At 62.1% G+C, this 19,739-nt stretch carries 16 protein-coding genes; 7 read left to right on the top strand and 9 right to left on the bottom strand.

Annotated elements, in window-relative coordinates; translation table 11 throughout:
* Positions 1-106: 106 nt before the first annotated feature.
* Positions 107-976: a twin-arginine translocase subunit TatC gene (gene tatC, locus MTP16_RS05515; RefSeq protein WP_243516604.1), complete on the top strand. Its 870-nt coding sequence runs from the start codon at positions 107-109 to the stop codon at positions 974-976.
* A 264-nt stretch (positions 977-1,240) separates the two neighbouring features.
* Entirely contained in the window at positions 1,241-3,184 is a 1,944-nt protein-coding gene (locus tag MTP16_RS05510) for an ATP-binding protein (protein WP_243516602.1), read from the top strand.
* 232 nt (positions 3,185-3,416) lie between these two features.
* On the opposite strand, the gene MTP16_RS05505 is transcribed toward MTP16_RS05510, so the two are convergent.
* On the bottom strand, positions 3,417-5,051 hold the full coding sequence (locus MTP16_RS05505) for an NADP-dependent glyceraldehyde-3-phosphate dehydrogenase (protein ID WP_243516599.1): 1,635 nt from the start codon (positions 5,049-5,051) through the stop codon (positions 3,417-3,419).
* A 159-nt stretch (positions 5,052-5,210) separates the two neighbouring features.
* Between MTP16_RS05505 and MTP16_RS05500 the strand changes: the two genes are divergently transcribed.
* Positions 5,211-5,642, top strand: a complete 432-nt coding sequence (locus tag MTP16_RS05500; protein ID WP_243516598.1) for a hypothetical protein — start codon at positions 5,211-5,213, stop codon at positions 5,640-5,642.
* 96 nt (positions 5,643-5,738) lie between these two features.
* On the top strand, positions 5,739-7,211 hold the full coding sequence (locus MTP16_RS05495) for a hypothetical protein (RefSeq protein ID WP_243516596.1): 1,473 nt from the start codon (positions 5,739-5,741) through the stop codon (positions 7,209-7,211).
* A 104-nt stretch (positions 7,212-7,315) separates the two neighbouring features.
* Here MTP16_RS05495 and MTP16_RS05490 read toward each other — a convergent pair whose 3' ends face one another.
* The 4 genes from MTP16_RS05490 to crtD form a co-directional block, all read right to left on the bottom strand.
* Complete coding sequence (locus MTP16_RS05490; protein ID WP_243516594.1) at positions 7,316-9,043, bottom strand: M28 family metallopeptidase; 1,728 nt, start codon at positions 9,041-9,043, stop codon at positions 7,316-7,318.
* A 37-nt stretch (positions 9,044-9,080) separates the two neighbouring features.
* Positions 9,081-9,695 carry a TetR/AcrR family transcriptional regulator gene (locus MTP16_RS05485; protein WP_243516592.1) on the bottom strand — a complete coding sequence of 205 codons (615 nt, stop codon included), beginning with the start codon at positions 9,693-9,695 and terminating at the stop codon, positions 9,081-9,083.
* Positions 9,696-9,801: 106 nt separating this feature from the next.
* Positions 9,802-10,485 (bottom strand): carotenoid biosynthesis protein, encoded by a 684-nt coding sequence (locus tag MTP16_RS05480; RefSeq protein ID WP_243516590.1) that lies wholly within the window; start codon positions 10,483-10,485, stop codon positions 9,802-9,804.
* Positions 10,486-10,611: 126 nt separating this feature from the next.
* Positions 10,612-12,114 (bottom strand): 1-hydroxycarotenoid 3,4-desaturase CrtD, encoded by a 1,503-nt coding sequence (gene crtD / locus MTP16_RS05475; protein WP_243516588.1) that lies wholly within the window; start codon positions 12,112-12,114, stop codon positions 10,612-10,614.
* Between the two features lie 165 nt (positions 12,115-12,279).
* On the opposite strand from crtD, the gene MTP16_RS05470 reads away from it, so the two are divergent.
* A complete protein-coding gene (locus MTP16_RS05470; RefSeq protein WP_243516585.1) occupies positions 12,280-12,489 on the top strand; it encodes a hypothetical protein in 210 nt (69 codons plus the stop codon).
* Between the two features lie 37 nt (positions 12,490-12,526).
* A complete protein-coding gene (locus tag MTP16_RS05465; protein WP_243516583.1) occupies positions 12,527-13,423 on the top strand; it encodes a prohibitin family protein in 897 nt (298 codons plus the stop codon).
* Between the two features lie 142 nt (positions 13,424-13,565).
* On the opposite strand, the gene MTP16_RS05460 is transcribed toward MTP16_RS05465, so the two are convergent.
* Positions 13,566-14,765 (bottom strand): class I SAM-dependent rRNA methyltransferase, encoded by a 1,200-nt coding sequence (locus MTP16_RS05460; RefSeq protein ID WP_243516581.1) that lies wholly within the window; start codon positions 14,763-14,765, stop codon positions 13,566-13,568.
* 79 nt (positions 14,766-14,844) lie between these two features.
* Between MTP16_RS05460 and MTP16_RS05455 the strand changes: the two genes are divergently transcribed.
* Positions 14,845-15,315 carry a GNAT family N-acetyltransferase gene (locus MTP16_RS05455; protein ID WP_243516580.1) on the top strand — a complete coding sequence of 157 codons (471 nt, stop codon included), beginning with the start codon at positions 14,845-14,847 and terminating at the stop codon, positions 15,313-15,315.
* Positions 15,316-15,404: 89 nt separating this feature from the next.
* Here MTP16_RS05455 and MTP16_RS05450 read toward each other — a convergent pair whose 3' ends face one another.
* From MTP16_RS05450 to MTP16_RS05440, 3 genes are all read right to left on the bottom strand, one after another.
* Positions 15,405-15,845, bottom strand: a complete 441-nt coding sequence (locus tag MTP16_RS05450; protein ID WP_243516578.1) for an SRPBCC family protein — start codon at positions 15,843-15,845, stop codon at positions 15,405-15,407.
* Between the two features lie 128 nt (positions 15,846-15,973).
* Complete coding sequence (locus tag MTP16_RS05445; protein ID WP_243516576.1) at positions 15,974-17,950, bottom strand: OmpA family protein; 1,977 nt, start codon at positions 17,948-17,950, stop codon at positions 15,974-15,976.
* A 215-nt stretch (positions 17,951-18,165) separates the two neighbouring features.
* Positions 18,166-19,728 carry a carboxypeptidase-like regulatory domain-containing protein gene (locus tag MTP16_RS05440; protein WP_243516574.1) on the bottom strand — a complete coding sequence of 521 codons (1,563 nt, stop codon included), beginning with the start codon at positions 19,726-19,728 and terminating at the stop codon, positions 18,166-18,168.
* Positions 19,729-19,739: the final 11 nt, after the last annotated feature.

Raw genomic sequence — 19,739 nt, 5'->3', positions numbered from 1 at the left:
GACTAGCAGTAATTACCTGCTTGCTACAGGCGTGATAAGGTCCTTCGCTGCGCTCAGGATGACAAACGATTTTACCTCTGTTCCTTAAATCCCCTGATTTCCCTCCGTGCAACCTCAACAACCTAACCTCTCGGGCGAACCGCACGAAATGTCCTTCATTGACCACCTGGAGGCGTTGCGCTGGCACATCATCCGGGCGGCCATTGCGGTGGTGGTGTTCACGACTGCCGCATTTTTTGCCAAGGATTTCCTGTTTCACGACGTGATTTTGGGTCCTTCGCGGCCCGATTTCTGGACCTACCAGATGTTCTGCAAGTTCGGGGCCTGGGTGCACGCCCCGGACTTGTGCATTGATAAAATCGGCTTCGTGATTCAGAACCGGCAAATGAGCGGCCAGCTCACCATGCACATCAGCACTTCCTTCATGGCGGGCATCTGCCTCACGTTCCCGTACCTGTTTTGGGAGCTTTGGCGCTTCGTGAAGCCCGGCCTGTACCCGCACGAGCGGGCCAATTCGCAGGGGGCAGTGTTCTTTGTGTCGGTGCTGTTTATTCTGGGTCTGCTGTTTGGCTACTACATCGCCGCGCCGCTCAGCATCCAGTTCCTGGCCAACTACACAGTAGACGCCAGCATCGAAAACCAGATGGACATGCAGAGCTACATCAGCACGCTAAGCACCATGAGCCTCTCGTGCGCGTTCGTGTTCGAGCTGCCCATGATAGTGTTTTTCCTGGCCAAGGCCGGCATCGTGTCGCCCGAGCTCATGCAGATGTACCGCAAGCACGCCATTGTGGTCATCCTCATCATCGCGGCCATCATCACCCCGCCCGACATCTCGGCCCAAATCATCGTTACCATCCCCATCCTGCTGCTTTACGAGCTCAGTATTCACATTGCCCGCGTGGTGCGCCGCGGCGACGCCGCCCGCCTCAACGCCAAGCTGGCCCGCGAGCAGGCCGGGCAAGGGGCAGCTTAATAGGACTAATCTGCCGTGCAAGTTGGCTGCCCGCATAGACGCAGTCTGGCGCGAAAAATTGCATCAACCTGCATGAAAATAAATTTTGCAGCAGAAGTTCGCCAGCAATAAGCAATATAAATGCGCTGCTGGGGTTGTTTCAGCCGTATTTCACGAATCGCGCTAGCTCAAAGATTGGCAAGCTGTAATACCTTGAAATAGCATTAAAGCGTGAAAGTTGGCCGGGTTGTGTGTATCTTTGACTACGCACTTATGCAGTCATTCATGACCCGGCTCGGATTTTTGCTGTTTTGGCTGCTTGCCTTTGGCTTGCTGGCGCGGCCTGCCCATGCGCAGACCGCCGACCAGCCCCTGCCGGCGCGCACCGAAGCCCTGCGGCAAAAACTGGCCACAACCCTGCCGGACACCGCGCGCCTGCGCCTGCTCAACGCGCTGTGCTACGCGCTGCACAACGAGCAGCCCGCCCGCGCCCTGCCCTACGGCGAAGCCGCCGTGGCCTTGGCGCGCACGCTGCCCGCCGACCAGCAGGGCCCGCCGCTGCTGCGCAGCCTGCTGGTGCTGGCCAGCTGCTACGCCAACCTCTCGAACGGCGCTGAGGCCCTGAGCCTGCTCACCGAAGCGCAGGACCTGGCGCGCCGCCTCAAAGACGTGGACGGCCTGGCCCGGACCTACACCGCGCAGGGCAGCGTGTACCACGAGCGGCGCGACTCCACCACGGCCTGGCGGCACTACCGCAAGGCCCTGCGGCTGGCCAGCCAGCCGGGCGTGAAGCCCGGCACCCGCATGCGGCTGCTGGGCAACGTGGGCGGCTTGTATTTTTTCCGGCAGCAGCTGCCGCAGGCGCTGCACTACGACTCGCTGGCCCTGGGCCTGGCCCGCCGCGAAGCCGACTCGACCGCCGAAGCCAACTACCTTTCGAGCCTGGCCACCTATCAGATGCGGGCGGGCAACATGGGCCGCGTGAAGCGCTTACTGACGCAGGCGCTGGCCATCAGCCGCCGGCAGCACGCCCTGCGCAGCCAGGCCAACCAACTCGTCATGCTGGCGATGTACCACATCCAGATGGGCGAGCCCGAGCGCACCGATGCTGCCGCCCGCGAAGCCCTGCGGCTGGCCCGCCAAAGCAACTACTTGGAACGCGTGCTCGATGCCTACAGCATCCTCTCGGCCGAGGCCGCCGACCGCGAAAACTACAAGCAGGCCTACGAGTGGAACCAGCGCTACGTGGAGCTGAACGACACGCTCAACAACCGCCAAACGGCCCAAACGCTGGCCGCGGCGCAGGTCAGTTCCGAAGCCCAGGAGCGGGCGCGGCGCCTGCGCCAGCTCACGGTTCAGCACGACGTGCAGGTGGAGTACAGCCGCGTGCTGATTGGGGCCGTGGTGGTGCTCACGCTGGCGCTGCTGGTGGCCGCGTATTTCTACCGCAACCTGCGCCGCAGCCGCTCCGAGCTGGCCGCCAAAAACCGGGATTTGGAAAAAGTTTCGGTGGAGCTGCGCAGCGTGGCTTCGTTTAAAGACAAGCTCTACGCCATTGTGGCCCACGACCTGCGCGGGCCGGTCACGGCCTTCGCCGGCGTCACCAGCCTCATCGACTCTTACATTGCCCAAAACGACCAGGCCGGCCTGGCCCGCCTGCCCGCCATGGTGCGCCAGGCCGCCGACAGCCTCAACCACCTGCTCGACAACGTGCTGAACTGGGCCGTGAGCCAGACCGGTGAGCTGGAGTGCCGGCCCACGCCCATTCCGGTGGCCGAGCTTTTTGCCGAGTGCCAGGCGCTGTACCAAACCACGGCTGCTGCCAGCTGGCAGCACATCACCATGGCTGCCCCCGATGGCCTGCGCCTGATGGTGGACCGCAACATGGCCCGCACCATCCTGCGCAACCTGGTGGGCAACGCCCTCAAGTTCATGCCCACCGGCGGCCACGTGCACCTCGAAGCTGCCCCCGACCCCGACGACCCTCAAATGGTGCTCATCAGCTGCACCGACACCGGGCCGGGCATGAGCGCCGCCACCGTGGCCGCGCTCATGAGTGGCCCCGCCCTGCCCGAACCTACGCCCACGCCCAAGCCGCGCGCCGCCGGCCTGGGCCTGGGCCTGGCGCTGTGCCGGGCCTTCGTGCACCGCCACGGCGGCACCCTCGTCATCCAGAGCCGGCCCGGCGCGGGCACCAACGTGACCGTGAGCCTGCCGGTGGCGAAGTAGTGGACTAGTGTATTGGTGGGTTGGTGGATTTCTGTCATTGCGAGGGCGCAGCCCGTGGCAATCCGTCCTGTTCTCAGCGACTAACCTCGTGAAATGAGAAAGCCCCGGCACCACTGCGGCGCCGGGGCTTTCTGGTAAAAAAGGCTTTGTCACTTAGGAGTGGGTCTGGCTTTGACAGGACGGATTGCTTCGGATATGCCTCGCAATGACAACCCACCAATCCGCCAACCCGCTACAGAATGAAGCGGGTGCTCAGAAAGCTGCTTTCCTGGCCGTCCACGATTTCGTTCAGCAGGTGCTTGTTAGCATCCGTCATCTTGGTGGCTACCACGGTGCGGATGCTGAACGAGCGCAGCGCGTCGTACACCGAGAGGGTACCCTCGGCCGAGTCCTTGCGCCCGGTGAAGGGGAAGGTGTCGGGGCCGCGCTGGCACTGGGCGTTGATGTTCACGCGGCTCACCTGGTTCACCAGCTGGTCAACGAGGCTGGCCACTTCCTCCGATTCGGAGCCGAAGATGCTCACCTGCTGGCCGTGGTCAGAGTCGATGATGTACTGAATGGCCTCGTCCACCTGGGCGAAGCGGGCCACCGGCACCACCGGGCCGAACTGTTCCTCGCGCCACACTTTCATGCCTTCTTGCACGGGGTAGAGCAGGGCGGGGTACACCAGCGGGCCGCTGGCGGTGCCGCCGCCTTCGTTCACCACGCGGGCGCCTTTGGCTTGAGCATCGGCAATGACTTCGGCCAGGTAGCTCGGCTTTTGCGGCTCGGGAAGGGGCGTGATGTTCACACCCGCATCCCAAGGCATGCCGGGCTTCAGCTTGTTAATTTCGGTGGCGAGGCGCTCCACAAACGTGTCTGCAATGCTGTCGTGCACCAGGAACATCTTGAGGGCAGTGCAGCGCTGGCCGTTGAAACTGAGCGCGCCGAGCACGGCCTCCTTCACGGCCACGTCGAGGTCGGCGTCGGGCATCACGATGGCGGCGTTCTTGGCGTCGAGGCCCAGAATGGCGCGCAGGCGGTTGCTCTTGGGGTGCATTTTCTTGAGCGAGTCGGCCACGCGGCTGCTGCCGATGAGGCCCAGCGCATCAATCTTGCCCGAAGCCATGAGGGCCGGCACCACGGTGTTGCCGCGGCCATACACGGTGTTCACCACGCCCTTGGGGAAGGCTTCGGTGAAAGCCTGCAGCAGCGGGTAGTGGAGCAGGGCACCGTGTTTCGGAGGTTTGAAAAGGACGGTGTTGCCCATGATGAGGGCCGGGATGAGCATGCAGAACGTCTCGTTCAGCGGGTAGTTGAAGGGGCCCATGCAGAGCACCACGCCCAGCGGCGAGCGCCGAATCTGGCCGATGATGCCTTCGGTGATGGTGAAGCGCGACGAGTCACGGTCCATGTCCTTGAGAGCATCAATGGTGTTGCGGATGTAGTCGACGGTGCGGTCGAACTCCTTTTCGGAGTCGCCGGTCGACTTGCCGATTTCCCAGAGCAGCAGCTTCACGATTTCGGTCTTGCGGGCCACGATGAGGCGGGTGAATTTCTCCACGGCCGCAATGCGGTCGGCCACGCTCATGGTGGGCCACTCGCCGCGGCCGTGGTCGTAGGCGCGCACGGCGGCATCGAGGGCCTTGAGAGCTTCGGCCTCGTCGAGCAGCGGGTAGGAGCCGATGACGCGGGGCTGGAGCGAGCCGTCGGGCTGACGCTCGAACATGGGCGAGATGACTTCCTGGGTGGGGCCGGCCCACTCGCGCAGTTCGCCGTCGAGCAGGTATTCGCGCTGGTGCAGGGGCTCGGGCAGGCGCCAGGCTTCGGGAATGACCGCCGCGTCGGGCGGGAACAGTTGGGTCAGGGTTTCGGTGCTTACAGCCATAATCAGGGCAAAAAGTGCGGTGCGAACCTACGCACAAGCGTAAGGGTACGGAAATGTTGCCCTGTCGGCCCACTGCAGCGGGTTTCTTTACGGGAACGTTTGCGTACCGCGCTTGCCCCCGTAAACCGCTATGTTTCGCTTGAAATAATTTTTCCGCTCATGTCGCTCCACCTATTGCTATTGCTCAATTTCGCCGCGGCGGCCTACCTCACTGGCCTCATCTGGACGGTGCAGGTAGTGCATTACCCCAGCTTTGGGCTGGTGCCGAAGGAGGCGTGGGTGGCCTTCCACGCGGCCCACACGCGTCGCATGGGCTATGTGGTAATGGCTCCGATGGTAGTGGAATTGGGGCTGGCCCTGTGGCTGGCCTGGGCCGGGCGCGCCGCTCTGCCCGGCGGCGCGGGCTGGTGGAGCCTGGGGCTGGTGGGGCTGGTGTGGGCGGCCACGTTTTTCATTTCCGTGCCCTTCCACAACCGCCTCGAAAAGGGCTTCGAATACATCGCCATCGATGGCCTCACGCGCACCAACTGGATAAGAACTTTGGCCTGGACGGTGCGGGCGGGGCTGTTGGGCTGGCTATTGTTAGGCTAAAGCAGCACGTGTACCCCGAAGCTCTGCTTCGGCGCGTTGAACGATGCAGACGCGAGCCGAAGCGGAGCTTCGGGGTACTCGTTCTACTTTAGCTCCATGAAGCTTCTGGCCTTGCTACTGCTGGTACTTGCTACCCAGCCCGTCTGGGCGCAACCTTTACCAACCAGTCCCGGCCCGGTCGTCACCGTGGAGGTGAGCCGCACCCACGCGCTGGTGCGCTTTGTGGAAACGCTGGCCGGCGGCAGCAACACCTACCGGGGAAGCCGGAAGGCGTTTGAGGCCAGCCGCTTCAACACGCCCGCCGCCCGCCGCTGGCTGCGCCGCTACCAAAACCTCGACCGCGACCCCGGCTTCGACCGCGACGGCTACCCGGCCGGGCGCTTGGGCAGCGTGGGCTCCATTGTGCCCACTTACCTGGCCGCCAGCGCCGACGCCCAAGACCTGCCCGACCTGCAGCGCCGCACGGCCGGCCTGCTGCCCAACGAGGTGCTGGTGAGCCTCGACAGCGTGTACCGCTACTTCACGCCCGCCTTCGATACCCTGGCCTGGCAGCCCTACGCCGCCGAACTGGCCCAGCTGCGCCCCGCCTACGCCGAGTTTCTGGCCAAAAGCCAACTCATGCAGAAGTTTGGGCAGCTGCGCACTTTCTATGGCAGCGTGTGGCCCGATGCGCTGCCCTACCGCGTGCTCCTCACCCCGCAGCTCGACGCCAAGCCGGGCATGGGCGACCTGGTATTCACCAACCACGCCACGGCTACCGGCAACCTGGTGCTGCTTGACTGCCGCCCCACCTCGCGCATGTTGGTGGACGGCACGGCCGTGGTGTTTCACGAAATGAGCCACAGCCTTTCGGCGCAGCAGCGGCTGGGCCTGCAGCAGCAGCTCGAAGGCTGGTACCTGCACCACCCCTCGCCCAACGGCCGCTACGCCTACAACCTCATGGAGGAAGCCTTTGCCACGGTGGCCGGTGAGTGGATTTACGCCCAGCAAAAAGGCCGGCCCGAAAGCGGTGAGTGGTACTTCGACGACTACATCAACCGCTACGCCAAAGCCCTCTACCCGCTGATGACTAGATACGTGGAGCGCGGCCAGGCCATCGACAGCGCCTTCGTCAACCAAGCCATTGGCCTCTTCGACCAGACGTTCCCACAGGCCGCCACTAGCTACGTGAACCTGTTTCGGAACGTGCTCTATTGGACCAATGCCGACGACTTCCAGGCCACCGTGCAGCCGTTCCGCGACCGGTTTCGGAGCACGTTTACCTATTCCACCACGCCCATCCTGAACTCGGCCAAAGCCCTGGCCCGGGCCCAAAGCGGCGAGGTGCTGCCCGTCATCCTCATCACGAACGACCACAGGGCCACCCTCAAATACCTGCGCGAAAACCTGCCCGCCCTGCGCAAGCAGCGCCTGCGCCCCGAGCAAAACTTTGTGCTGAGCACCACCGGCCCCAGCGGCCCGCTCGTCCTCGTTAATGCCCACGACCCTACCCAACTCACCGCCGCCGCCAAGCTGCTGGAGAAGCAGGGGCACCTGGATGCGAAGGCGCCGCTACTAGAGCTAAAATAGCTCCTGTCATGCTAACGCAGTGAAGCACCTTATCACATCTGAACAAGTTGTTCTGGCGTGATAAGGTGCTTCACTGCGTTAGCATGACAGTCGATTTACCAGCCTTATTTCCCGGCCATGCTCTTCTCCCGCGTGGCCTTAAACTCCGAACTCTCCTTCCACTTCGGGAAAGTGGTTTCACCGGCCAGCTTCTGGCCCACGCGGAAGAGCAGGCGGGCATCCTGGGCGGCGCCGCGCAGGTCCCAGCTGGGGTCGTATTCGTCGGAGGGCTGGTGGTAGTTTTTCTCCTCAAAATCCTTGCGCTGCTGCTCGGCGTAGGCTTTGCCGTGCAGGCGGCTCTCGTACTGCCCGCTGGCGTAGAGGGCCGGGATGCCCACCTTGGCGAAGCTAAAATGGTCGGAGCGGTAGAAGCTGCCGGTTTCGGGGTGCTGGTAGGGAATGATGTAGCGGTTTTGCTCCTTGGCGGCGGCGCGGGCGTACTCGTCGAGTTCCGACTGGCCGTAGCCGGTGATGGTCACGTCGCGCATCGGCCCGAAGGCCAGCAGCTCGTCCATGTTGATGTCGGCCACGGTGCTGGCCACCGGGAACAGCGGGTGCTGGGCGTAGTAATCGGAGCCCAGCAGGCCCTGCTCTTCGCCTGTCACGGCCAGGAAAACGATGCTGCGCTGCGGCTTTTCCTTGGCTTGCCGGAAGCCGTTGGCGATGGCCAGCAAAGCCGCGCAGCCGCTGGCGTTGTCCAGCGCGCCGTTGTGAATGGAGTCGCCGTTGATAGCTTTGCCGATGCCGAGGTGGTCCCAGTGCGCCGAGTAGATGATGTATTCGGAAGGGTCTTTAGTGCCAGGCAGCACCGCTACCACGTTTTTCGAGGCTTTGCGCGTGATTTTGTTGTGAATAGTCGTCGTCAGATTCAGCCCCAGCGCCGAGCCTTTGAAGCCTTTCTTGTTGGCGGCGGCATAAGCTTGGTCGTAGTTCTGGCCGGCAGCGGTGAACAGACGCTTGGCCGCGTCCAGCGTCATCCAGCCTTCGAGCGATACTTTGCTGGCGCCTTTGTCAGCCGTTTGGGGGCGCAGCTTGGCGCCGCCGTTGCTGCTTTGCACCACCGTCCAGGGGTAGGAGGCGGGCGCGGTGTCGTGGATGATGAGCAGGCCGGTGGCGCCGTGGCGGGCGGCCTCCTCGTATTTGTAGCCCCAGCGGCCGTAGTAGGTCATGGCTTTGCCCTTGAACAGCGTGCTGTCGTTGCCCGCGTTGCCGGGGTCGTTGATGAGCACCACCACGGTTTTGCCTTTCACGTCGAGGCCCGCATAATCGTCCCAGCCGTACTCGGGCGCCGTCACGCCGTAGCCGGCAAACACCAGCGGCGAGTTCTTGATGGCCACCGTAGGCTGCTCGTACTCGGTGAGGAACATGAAGTCGTCGCGGTACTTCAGCGTCAGGCTTTTGCCGTTGCCCGTCACCGTCGCCACCGAGTCGGGCGTGCCCACAATTTCGACCAGCGGCACGGCCTGAAAATAGCTGCCGCCAGCACCCGGTTTCAGCCCCAGCTTCTTAAACTCGGCCGCTAGATAGTTCGTGGTTTTTTCCTCGCCCACCGTGAACGGCCGCCGCCCCTGAAACTCATCCGAAGCCAGCACCTTAATGTGCCGGGCCAGCAGCGCCGGCGTAATGCCGTCGTTCGGCGTAGGTACGCTGGCCGTGTCAGTCGAGACACTTTCGTTGCGGATGACCGTGCGGGAATCCGTTTCCGAATCCGCCGAATTTTTGCCCTGGCAGCTGGCCAGCAACAGGCCCGCCGCGGCCGGCACCAGCCAGCCGCGCAATGAGGAGAAACGCATGGGTGCAGTCAATTACGCCCAGCCGGGACCGGGCTACCTACAGCCGGGCAAAATGCTCGGCTGCAATCCGCGCGCCGTCGTCGGTGCAGATGCCGCGAATGTAGTACAGGAAGATGCTGCGGAACACCTCGCGCATGTTGTAGCGGTCGGGCGGGAACACCTGCGGGTTGAGTAGCATGTTCAGCTGCTCAATCAATACTTTGGTAACCAGTTGAATATTGATGTCGGACCGGAAGAGCTTGCTGCGAATGCCGTCGTTGAGCAGCTGCTGGAGCTGCGGGGCCGAGTAGCTGTTGAGGTGGTCCATCACCGCGTCCCAGGTTTGCGGGAAGCCGGTTTGCAAGTCCACGTAAAACTGGCCCGGCACGGCGGCCAGGTCGCGCAGGCCCAGTTGCAGCAGGCCGTAGAGGCGCTCCACGGCCGTGGTATACTGCGCGTACAGTTCCTTGTGCTCGCGCTTCTGCCGCTCCATGTCGGCCAGGATGGCGTGGTGCACCAGCAGCTCACGGCTCGGAAACTGCGCCGTGAGCTCCGGCGCGCTGGTGCGCAAGGCCGTAGCCAGCACCGCATCAGAGGCATCGTGCAGGCCGTAGCGGTGAAAGACGGGCATGGCCGCTTCGAGCGAGGCGGCGGTAAGCGTAAAGTCGGACATGAGCGGCGGGAAAGCAACGCGAAGTAAGGCCCGAAAACCGCAGATGCCAGCGCATTAATTCCCGGTTTTTTCTAAAGCCCAACGTTTGCCGCGCCCATCCTTCGGCCTACTGCAATGCGCCCAGTAGGAAAAAGAACAACAGCTGCGTGAGGTACACCGTCGGAGCCAGCGGGTTGTACTTGGGGAAGCGGGCCCGGTTGAAAAACATCTGCAGGATGCAGGCCACGATAAACCAGTCGCGGAAGTTTTGCAGCGGGATGATGTTCGCCGTCCAATGCCAGAAGTCGTAGGTGCCGGCCACCGGCTCCAGGCAGGCGTCGAACCCCACCATGAGCAAGGCCGCCAGCAAGGTGCGGGGCAGCTCGGGCAGCGGCAGGTAGCCGGCCAGCATGCCGCACACATAAGTCATTACCAGCCAGTTGAGGCCGATAAGCGGTGGCACGCCCACAAACGGCGGCGAGTTGAACAGCTTGAAGCCCAGCGTGTCGCCGTAGGTGTAGTGCCCAAACAGCCGGCCGTTGCTGTTCACCCCAATCAATTCAACCATAAAGCCCAGCAGCATCACCGTGATGCAGAAGCTCCAGAAGCTGGCGTTGCGCCCCCGCTGAAACCCCAGCAGCAGCAGGGCCGACAGCCCCAGCGTGAGCGGCGTAAACCGCAGGTAAAAGTCCGGGTCTTTCGAAAAAGCCAGCCCGATGAAGCCCGTGACGTGAAACAGCAGCACCAGCCCCTGCGCTACGCGAAGCCGGCGGTTAGTGGCGGCCGCAAGCGGCTCGGTGAAATCAGGCATGTTTGAAGTTGAAGCGTAAACGGCGCCTGTCATCCTGAGCGCAGCGAAGGACCTTACCACGCAAAAACGGGTTGTTCAAGCGTAATAAGGTCCTTTGCTGCGCTCAGGATGACAGAAAATTATTGCTCACGCATCATTAATTAAAGACGAAACGATTTTGGCCGACAGCAGGCAGAGCGGAATGCCGCCGCCGGGGTGCACCGAGCCGCCGCAAAAGTACAGCCCCTCCAGCCGCCCCGAAAAATTGGGGTGGCGCAGGAAGGCCGCCAGCGCGTTGTTGGAGGAGCTGCCGTAAAGCGCGCCGCCAAACGACGAGGTATCGGCGGCAATGCCCGGGGGCGTCCACACTTTCTCGGCAGCGATGAGCGGCTCCACGGCCGTGCCCAGCGCCTGGCTCAGCTTACGGAGCACGGCGGCGCGGGTTTTTCGGGTGAGGGCGTCCCAGTCCTGGCCCTGGTCGTGGGGCACGTTCACCATCACAAACCAGTTTTCGTGGCCGGGCGGGGCGTCGGTGGGCGTTTTTTTGGAGGTGATGTTCACGTACACCGTCACGTCATCGGCCACCGTCTTCTGTTGAAAAATGGCGTCGAATTCCGCTTTGTAGTCAGCCGAGAAAAAAATGTTGTGCAGGTCCAGCTCCGGAAACGCGCGGCTGATGCCCCAGTAAAAAATCAGCGCCGAAGAAGAACGGGGCTGGCCGAGCGTGCGCTCGGGCGCGGGCTGGCGGGGCAGTAGGCGGCGGTAGGTGGGCACCACGTCCATGTTGCTCACCACCCGGCCGAAGTCGTACACGTCCTGCGCCGTGCGCACGCCCGTCACGCGCTTCTCGGCCGCGATGATTTCTTCCACGGCCTCGTTGTAGCGGAACTTCACACCGAATTCCGTGGCCAGCTTCGCCAGGCTTTCGGCAATGGCGTAGATGCCGCCTTCGGGATAAAAAGCCCCAATGCCGTGCTCCAGGTGCGGTATCATGCTCAGCGTGGCGGGCGCCTGGTAGGGGTCGGAGCCGTTGTAGGTGGCGTAGCGGTCGAAAAGCTGCACGAGGCGAGGGTCGCGGCCAAAGGCGCTTTCGTGGCGCTGGTGCATGGTGCCCAGCAGGCCCAGCTGCGGCAGGGCGCCCACGGCCTTCAGCGTTTCGGGGCTGAGGTAGGTGCCGGCCTTGTGCAACGACTTGTGCAGGAAGGTGCCCGCCGTGGCGTCGTAGGCCCGGCCCGCGCGCTGCAGAAATTTCGTCACCTCGGCGGCCGGGGTGCCCAGCTTGGCTTCTACCTCCGCCGCAAATTTCTCGGCGTCGGCCCAGGCGTGCAGGCGGGTACCGTCGGCGAAGAAATAGTGCGTGATGGGGTCGAGGCGCTCGTAGCGAAAGTAGTCGGCGGGCGTGCGGCCGGCCAGCCTAAAAATGTCGTCCACCAGCTGCGGCAGCGTGAAGAGCGACGGCCCGGCATCGAAGCGGTAGCCGCCCGGCAGCGCAAACTGGTGCATTTTGCCCCCAAACGTGGGCCCCGCCTCAAACACCGTGACGGCATGCCCGGCCACCGCCAGCCGCGCCGCCGCCGCAATGCCGGCAATGCCCGCGCCGATGACGGCCACGGGTTGTTTGGGAGCAGAAGAAGTTTTTTTGCGAAACACTGAGGGCATAACGCGCAAACGGTGGGCAGATGTTTTGAAGCCGTGCAAAATAGGGCCTCGGGCGGGGGCGGGGCCTGCTGCTACGTCGGCCAGCATCTGTAATGCGGCGCCAAAGCCCGCGATATAGCTCTGCGAAGCCTTCTCTCCTTTCAAACCTCCCGCGCCATGCCCGCCCAAACCACTCTCGCCCTGCGGCCCGCGTTCTGGCTGCTGTTTTATCTGGGCCTGCTGCCCTGGGCCGGCACGCGCTGCCTCGACTGGCTGAGCCGCCCTTCCGACTGGTTGCTGGGCTGCGGCCTGCTCGGCTTGCTGCTATTAGCCGCCGGTGTCGTTCTTTCGTTGCGCCAAGTCAGCCGCGCGCTGTGGCGCTATTGAGTTTCCTTGCCTTCACCTTTTTATCTGCACGCATCACATGGCCGATTATCAACTCAACCCCGGGCGCTTTTGGCTGAAGCCCCTGCTTTACTTGGGCATGTTCGTTCTTGTACTGGTCGGTGGGTGCAGCCTGATTAAAGTCGAGCGCATTGATGCAGGCAACGTGGGCATCAAGGTCAACCTGGCCGGGTCGAGCCGGGGCGTCGACGACATCACCTACACCACGGGCTGGGTATTTTACAGCCCCCTGAGCACCGCGGTGCACGAATTTCCCATTTACACCCAACACAAAGAATACGAAGAGTTTGAAGTGCAAAGCCGTGACGGCTCCAGCTTCGGGGTGGCGCCCAGTCTCAACTACTACATTCAATCCGACAAGGTAGACGACATTTTTCGGCAGTACCGCCGGCCGCTGCCCGCCATCGAAGACGGCTTCCTGAAAACCGCTGTGTACGAGGCCTACCGCGTGGCCACCAACCGCTACACTGCCGATAGCCTCATCAGCAACCGCGGCAGCTACGAGGCCCAGGTAAAAGCCAACCTCGTGAGTCAGCTTCAGAATCTGGGCTTCATCGTGCAGCAAATCACGACCAAGCTGGAGCCGCCCGCCAGCCTCAAAGCCGCCATCGACGCCAAAAACACCGCCGTGCAAACCGGCCTGCAAACCGAAAACCGCATCCGCCAGGCTGAGGCCCAGGCCCGCATCAACATTGCCGAGGCCGAGGGCCGCGCCAAGGCCATCCGCATTGCCGCCGATGCCCAGGCCTACGCCAACGAAAAGCAGCAGCAGTCGCTCACGCCGCTGCTGGTGCAGATGCGCTGGATTGAGGCCTGGGAAAAAGGCGGCAGCAACGTGCCCACCTACACCTCCGGCGCCGGCGGCAGCCAGTTCCTGCTGCAGATGCCCGCGCCGGGAGCAGCGGGGAATAAGTAGAAGTAGGGTTTTGGGCAAACGCAAAAACGCCTGTCATCCTGAGCGCAGCGAAGGACCTTCTCACAACCGAACGAATCGGGGTAACGTGAGAAGGTCCTTCGCTGCGCTCAGGATGACAGGTGTTCTGAATTAAGTCAATTCATTATTCCACCGCCAGCACCAGCCCCTTCAGGTAGGCGCCTTCCGGATGGAAAAGGCTCACCGGGTGGTCGGCGGGCTGGGTGAGGCGGTGCAGGATGCGCGCCGGCCGGCCGGCTTCGATGGCCGCGGCCAGCACCGCGCCCTCGAATAGCTCGGGGCTCACCACCTGCGAGCAAGAGAAGGTAAACAGCAGCCCGCCCGGCGCCAGGTGGGCAATGCCGGCCGCGTTCAGGCGCTTGTAGCCCATGAGGGCGGCGTGACGGGCGCCCATGTGCTTGGCAAAGGCGGGCGGGTCGAGCACCAGCAGGTCGTACTCGGCCGAGTGGTTTTTCAGAAAGCCCAGCACGTCGTCGGCGTAGGCGGCATGGCGGTCGGCGTGGTGGCTTAGCTCGGCGTTGCGCTCGGTGAGGGCAATGGCTTTCTTGCTACTGTCCACGGAGTGCACCAGCTCGGCGCCGGCCTCCAGCGCATACACCGAGAAGCCGCCGGTGTAGCAAAACGTATTCAGCACCCGGCGGCCGGGTGAGTAGCGGGCCAGCAGGTCGCGGTTGTCGCGCTGGTCGATGAAGAAGCCGGTTTTCTGGCCGGTTTCCCAGTCCACGGCAAAGCGGTGGCCGTTTTCCTGCACCACATGCTCGGTGCCGTTGCTCTCGCCAAAGAGGTAGCCGTTCTTGGCGTCGGGCGCGGCGTTGCCGGGGATGGTTTCGGCGCTCTTATCGTAGATGGCGCGCAGCCGGTCGCCGAACACCGCGCGCAGGCCGGCGGCTATTTCGGGCCGGGCGCGGTACATGCCGATGCTATGGGCCTGCACCACGGCCACGTCGCCGTACACGTCGATGATGAGGCCGGGCAGGCCGTCGCCCTCGGCGTGCACCAGCCGGAACACGTTGGTGTCAGCCGTGCCCGTCAGGCCCAGGCGCTGGCGCAGGCGGTAGGCGTTGCCTAGTTTTTCTTCCCAATATTCGGCAGTGGGCAGCGTGGCGTTTTGCCCAAAATCGAGCATGCGCACGGCAATGGAGCCGCCGCCCGAAAAGTGGCCCACGCCCAGTAGCTCGCCGTCGATGGCTTCGACGCGCACGGGGTCGCCCTCTTGGGCTTCGCCTTTCACGCGGGCAATGGCGCCCGAAAACACCCAGGGGTGGCGGCGGCGCAGGCTGTGGTCTTTTCCGTTTTTGAGGACGATGGTGGCAGGATTCAGCATAGGCCTGCAAAGGTACGGCCCGCTGGGTGCGAACTTTGCAGCCGCTTATTCTCCGTCCGCTATTTCCCCATCCCACCCAATGCCTACCGGCGTCTCCATTATTGATTTTGAACCCGCGCACCGGGCCGCCTTCGAAACGCTCAACAACGAGTTGGACTACGAATGGATTACCCGCTACTTCTACATCGAAGGCGCTGACCGCAAGCCGGTTGAAAACCCGCAGCAGTACATTGTGGAGCGCGGCGGCCACATTCTGATGGCCGAGTGCGACGGCAAAATCGTGGGCACCTGCGCCCTCGTGAAGGAGCACGACTGCGTATACGAGCTGGCCCGCCTGGCCGTGGCGCCCAAAGCGCAGCGCCGCGGCATCGGCTGGGCGCTGGGCCAGGCCATGCTGGGTAAAGCCCGTCAGCTAGGCGCGCACCGCGTCGAAGTCCTCACCATTTCGACCCTGCTGCCGGCCCTTAAGCTCTACGACAAGCTGGGCTTCCGCGCTGCTTCCCTGATGCCCGAGCAGCCCGGCGACGTGCGCATGGTGCTGGATTTGTAGCGGCAGTAGCGCGAACTTTGTAGTTCGCGTGCCCCATGCCGTTTGGCTGCCATTTAGACACGCGAACTACAAAGTTCGCGCTGCTATTGCTACTTAAACCACCGCCGGTAAATGGGCCGGCGCCAGGCAAACTGCGCCCACATGGCGGGGTACAGCAGCCGGTCGAGTAGGGGCGAGGCCGTGCGGTATTCCAGCGCATCTACAATGACGCAGGAGCCGCCGGGCCCCGGCTGCAATAAGTGGCGGTGACGCCAATAGCGCAGCGGTGGCGGCAGCATCTGGCCTTCGTCGACGAAGAAATGAGTGCCGTCAGGCAGCACGCCGTCGTCCACAATTAGCGACGTCCAGCGCATCTTTTTCACCACCGTATCCAGTTCAATTTCCACTTGGTCGCCGGTGCGGCAGCCGTCGAACTGCAGCACCCGCATAGTGGGGAACGGGGGCGCCAACGCCTCAAACAGCGCCCGCGTAAAACCGGCCATCACCTGGGCCGGCGACTTCGGCACGGTGGTTTTGAGAGTGAGGAACATGAGTGAACAAGAATAGTGGCCAGTGATTAGCAGTTAAAGCCAGGCAGAGCAATATTGTTGGCAATAGCTTGCCATTCAGCTGTAGCAGTCAATAACCAGCTACCAGCCGTTACTCACTAACTACTGACTCATACCCCTGTCACCCGAAACTCGACGCGCCGGTTGAGCTTGCGGGTGACTTCCTGGGCATTGCTGGCGGCGGGTTTGGCTCCGCCGAAGCCAACGCCGGTGATGCGGGTTTCGGCCACGCCGTGGGCCACGAGGTAGGCTTTCACGGCAGCTACCCGGGCTTCGCTGAGGGCCACGTTCTTGGCGGGCTCGCCCACGTTGTCGGTGTGGCCGCGCACCTCAATGGTGAGGCGCGGGTTGTCGGTCATGAGTTCCACCAGTTGGTTGAGGGCGCGGGCCGAGCCGGGCAGCAGCACGGCCTGGCCCTGCTCAAACTGCACATTGGCCAGCGGCAGGGTGGTGCCCACGGCCAGGGGCCGCAGCAGAATGTCGTGCACCGTGGGGCCGGCGCCCACCGTCCAGGAGCTGTCGGCGTCGATGAAGCCAGGCAGCTGTGCTTTGTAGAAGTAGGGCTTGCCCGGCGTCGCACTGCCGTAGGAAAACGTCGCGTCGGTCGAGAGCGGCACCACGGCCGAGGCCGTTTCGCGGCCGATGCGCAGCTCGGCCGCCGTGAGGGGCAGGTAGGTGTCGGCGTTCAACACGCGCCCGCGCCAGGGCACCGTGGCCGTGGGCAGCGGTGGGGCCGACCGGTACGTTACCCGAAACAGGTTGCAGCCCGCGAGGTCAGTGTAAGTGCCCCGGCGCACGTAGCTGGCCTTGCGCCGGGCTAGATTGACCCGGTAGAGGCCGTGCGGGCCGGCCAGAAACAGGCGGCGCCGGCCCGATTCGTCGTTTTGCAGCAGCACGTCGCTATAGCCGCCGCGTTTGGGCAGGCCGGTAATGGCCAGCAGTTCGGGTGCGGGGCGCTGGGTTTTTACATCCACGCGCACCAGCGAGCCGTCGGTGCTGTACACCATGTACACGGTGTTGGCGTCGTCGAGGCAGAAATTGCCGTGCGTGCCCGCGCCGTCAAAAGCAATTTCGGGGTAGTAAGCGGCCTGCTGCGTGGGGTCTTTGGTCCAGACCAACGTCACGGTGCCGCCGTCACCGGGGCTCACCTTCACCAACTTATTGGCATCGGAGGAGAGGAAATACAAGTCGCCGCGCTCATCCGTCGCCGCCGAAATCCAGATGTTGTCGAAACCCTGGGCTGGCAGCTGCCAGGTGGTGTATGCCCCCCGCCGGGTAGTAGGGTCGTAGCGATACACCAGCTCCGACTGGTTGGTGGGTGCTTTCGTCACCGAATACAGGCAGTTGTCGAAGCCCTTGGCTAGGGCGTAAGACTGAAAGGGCAGTGCGTTCCGGTGCACCAAGGCGCCGTCCGAGAGGTCATCGGTCGAAAACTCGTGAATGGTGCGGCAGTCGTCTTCCCACTGCCCGGTGCGGTGGCTCATGGCCGCAATGCCGTACATCTTGCCATCGCACACCTGGTCGGTGTATCGGCGACTGACAATAGCTTTGTCGGTGAAAGCAAAGGAATTGAGCAACTGCTCGCCCTCGGGCAAGGCGCGGGCGTCCTGGCTGGTGGCCGCGCGGTATTCTACCACAAACTCGTAACCCACGCGCCACAGACGGCGGCCCGCCACGTGCAGGCGGCCGGCCTGGCCCGGGCCGGGGGCGTAGGTGTAGTCGTAGCGCACCTCTTCGTAGCGCCCATAGTTTTTCTGGTCCAGTTGAATGACCTGGGCCTGTGGCAGGCGGCGAATGCTTTGCCACAGCGTGTCCTGGCTACCGGGGCCAATGAGGGGCCGGTCTTTCAGCGCATTGGGTAGGGGGCGGGTCGTTACCGTTACCACGGCCGGCACAGGCTGTCCGGTGGCCGGTGCATAGAAGGCTGCGTCGGCGCCCCCGGCGTTGGGCCGCAGTTGCCAGGTACGGGGGTAGGTCAGCGTGAAACGGCCCTCGGCATCGGTGTAAGATATAGGCGCTGGCTTTTCAGGCTGCGCACGCAACAACACGGGAAAAACAGCCAGCACCAGCGCCAGAAAGGTCTTCATACGCAGGTAGTCGGACGTAAATAGCGCCTTAATGATATTATAATCCCCTTTTGTGTATAATAGCCCCTTCGCTAGGTAATTTAAGTTTTTCAAACAGAGTAAGCCCTGCTATTGAATTGGTCAATCACCCAGGAAGCAACCCCATTTGTATGCTTGCTAATGCTAATAGGCGTTCGATGATTTTGCGTAGAGCACCAGACCAACCATTTCTTGACTTACTTCCAGTCAGGCATAGAAGCATTGTCAAACAACTTGATGCGACCACTCCCATCAGGGTTACAAGTCCAGATTTCCGGAGTGGCGACCCCGTCGTTGTCCTGATTCACAAAGATTAATTTACTCCCCGTAGGAGAAAAGCGAGGTGTTAAATCATTGGTACCATTCGTTTTACCAGTGGTTGTTCCAGACCCGGTAATGCCCGCCGATACATCTACTGTAGCGGACCCGTCAAGGCGTTTGATAAATATATGCGCGTTTATCTGCCGGCCAACGGTGATGGAAGATTCAAACTGAGCGATGTCCTGGGTATAGACTATGCTTCGCCCATCCAAGCTGAAGCTTGGAGAGTCGAGGCGGCCAGGCGTATCCGGAATGAACGCTCCGGCGCCTTGCTGAGTACCATTGGCATCGTACAGGTAGATAGCGGAGTCGTAAATATTGGTTCCAACAACCTGCGCAACAATATGTCCCCCGTTTTCGGCTGTCCAGTCACATTCACGGAATGTTTTGCCTAAAGGAGCTGTGGCAACAATCGTACGGCTTAGTCCATCACGGTTGATGCGATACAGCTTATCCGAACTGCAGTAAATCAATTGGGAGCCATCCGGCGACCAGCGGAAAGCACCGGCTTGCCCCCCATTATTGACCGCAAAGGAACCGGTGAACGTAATCTGTCGCTGATTCGACCCGTCTCGATTCATGGTGTACAGCTGCCAATCGCCTGTAACATTGGAAGTGTAAGCAATTAGGTCTCGATTTGGATTAAGCTGGGGAGCCGCTTCCAGCGCTGTTGTAAAAGTAAGTTGGGTTACAGTGGCCCCAGTTATGTCGGCAGCGAAAACGTCGCTGTTATTCCCCGCCTTACGCACAAATAAGTAACGGTTGTCGATAATATTGCCGGTTTGAAAAGTCCAAATAGGGCTGCGGGCTGAGGCCCCAGCAGGGTTTCGAACCGTCACATACCAGAAATAGGTGGTATTGTAGCGCAGGTTACTTACCGTTACGGTGGTGTCGCGGGGGGATTTTAGCGCGACAGTACGAGCAGATGTGTTGTTGCTTTCAAATAGCGATACCTCATAAGTCAGGGAGTCACTGGCTACTGCATTCACGGGCCGCCACGCGAGGCGGACAGTATTGGGCAGACCGGTAGTCTGATTTGCAGGCACTGGCCTATCTGGAGCTGAGACGGTAGTAGATGACGTAGACTTGAGCAATTGAATGGTTACATCGGCGTTTTGGCTGTCGCTAACCGTAACGTTAGAAACCGTCTGTTGATAGTCAGCCTTGGTTATCGTAATCGATACTTTACCTGCCGGAACGTCTTTGATTTCAAATTTGCCTTGAGCGTTGGTGACGTATGTGCTGGTAGCCGGATTGGTAGATACCGACGCATTTGCCAATGGCAGGTTCGTACGGGCGTCAAGCACTGTCCCCGAAATGGAGCCGAAATAGGCAGGCTCAACCAGGTCGTCTTGGCAAGCACCTAGCAAAATCAGACACATCAATGACATGCAGACCCCAAGCGCCCGGGGCCACGTCACAAAAGGTAAAAAGCTCATATGCGATAAAT

This window comes from Hymenobacter monticola (genome assembly GCF_022811645.1).
GTDB classification, from domain to species: Bacteria; Bacteroidota; Bacteroidia; order Cytophagales; family Hymenobacteraceae; genus Hymenobacter; species Hymenobacter monticola.
Note: the sequence above shows the minus strand (reverse complement) of the source record. Positions and strands in the feature narration are given on the sequence as shown.

Bases quoted from the DNA above. Each gene is read 5' to 3' on its own strand.
- MTP16_RS05510 (WP_243516602.1), top strand. From the start codon at position 1,241: ATGACCCGGCTCGGATTTTTGCTGTTTTGGCTGCTTGCCTTTGGCTTG.
- MTP16_RS05505 (WP_243516599.1), bottom strand. From the start codon at position 5,051: ATGGCTGTAAGCACCGAAACCCTGACCCAACTGTTCCCGCCCGACGCG.
- MTP16_RS05500 (WP_243516598.1), top strand. From the start codon at position 5,211: ATGTCGCTCCACCTATTGCTATTGCTCAATTTCGCCGCGGCGGCCTAC.
- MTP16_RS05495 (WP_243516596.1), top strand. From the start codon at position 5,739: ATGAAGCTTCTGGCCTTGCTACTGCTGGTACTTGCTACCCAGCCCGTC.
- MTP16_RS05490 (WP_243516594.1), bottom strand. From the start codon at position 9,043: ATGCGTTTCTCCTCATTGCGCGGCTGGCTGGTGCCGGCCGCGGCGGGC.
- MTP16_RS05485 (WP_243516592.1), bottom strand. From the start codon at position 9,695: ATGTCCGACTTTACGCTTACCGCCGCCTCGCTCGAAGCGGCCATGCCC.
- MTP16_RS05480 (WP_243516590.1), bottom strand. From the start codon at position 10,485: ATGCCTGATTTCACCGAGCCGCTTGCGGCCGCCACTAACCGCCGGCTT.
- MTP16_RS05470 (WP_243516585.1), top strand. From the start codon at position 12,280: ATGCCCGCCCAAACCACTCTCGCCCTGCGGCCCGCGTTCTGGCTGCTG.
- MTP16_RS05465 (WP_243516583.1), top strand. From the start codon at position 12,527: ATGGCCGATTATCAACTCAACCCCGGGCGCTTTTGGCTGAAGCCCCTG.
- MTP16_RS05460 (WP_243516581.1), bottom strand. From the start codon at position 14,765: ATGCTGAATCCTGCCACCATCGTCCTCAAAAACGGAAAAGACCACAGC.
- MTP16_RS05455 (WP_243516580.1), top strand. From the start codon at position 14,845: ATGCCTACCGGCGTCTCCATTATTGATTTTGAACCCGCGCACCGGGCC.
- MTP16_RS05450 (WP_243516578.1), bottom strand. From the start codon at position 15,845: ATGTTCCTCACTCTCAAAACCACCGTGCCGAAGTCGCCGGCCCAGGTG.
- MTP16_RS05445 (WP_243516576.1), bottom strand. From the start codon at position 17,950: ATGAAGACCTTTCTGGCGCTGGTGCTGGCTGTTTTTCCCGTGTTGTTG.
- MTP16_RS05440 (WP_243516574.1), bottom strand. From the start codon at position 19,728: ATGAGCTTTTTACCTTTTGTGACGTGGCCCCGGGCGCTTGGGGTCTGC.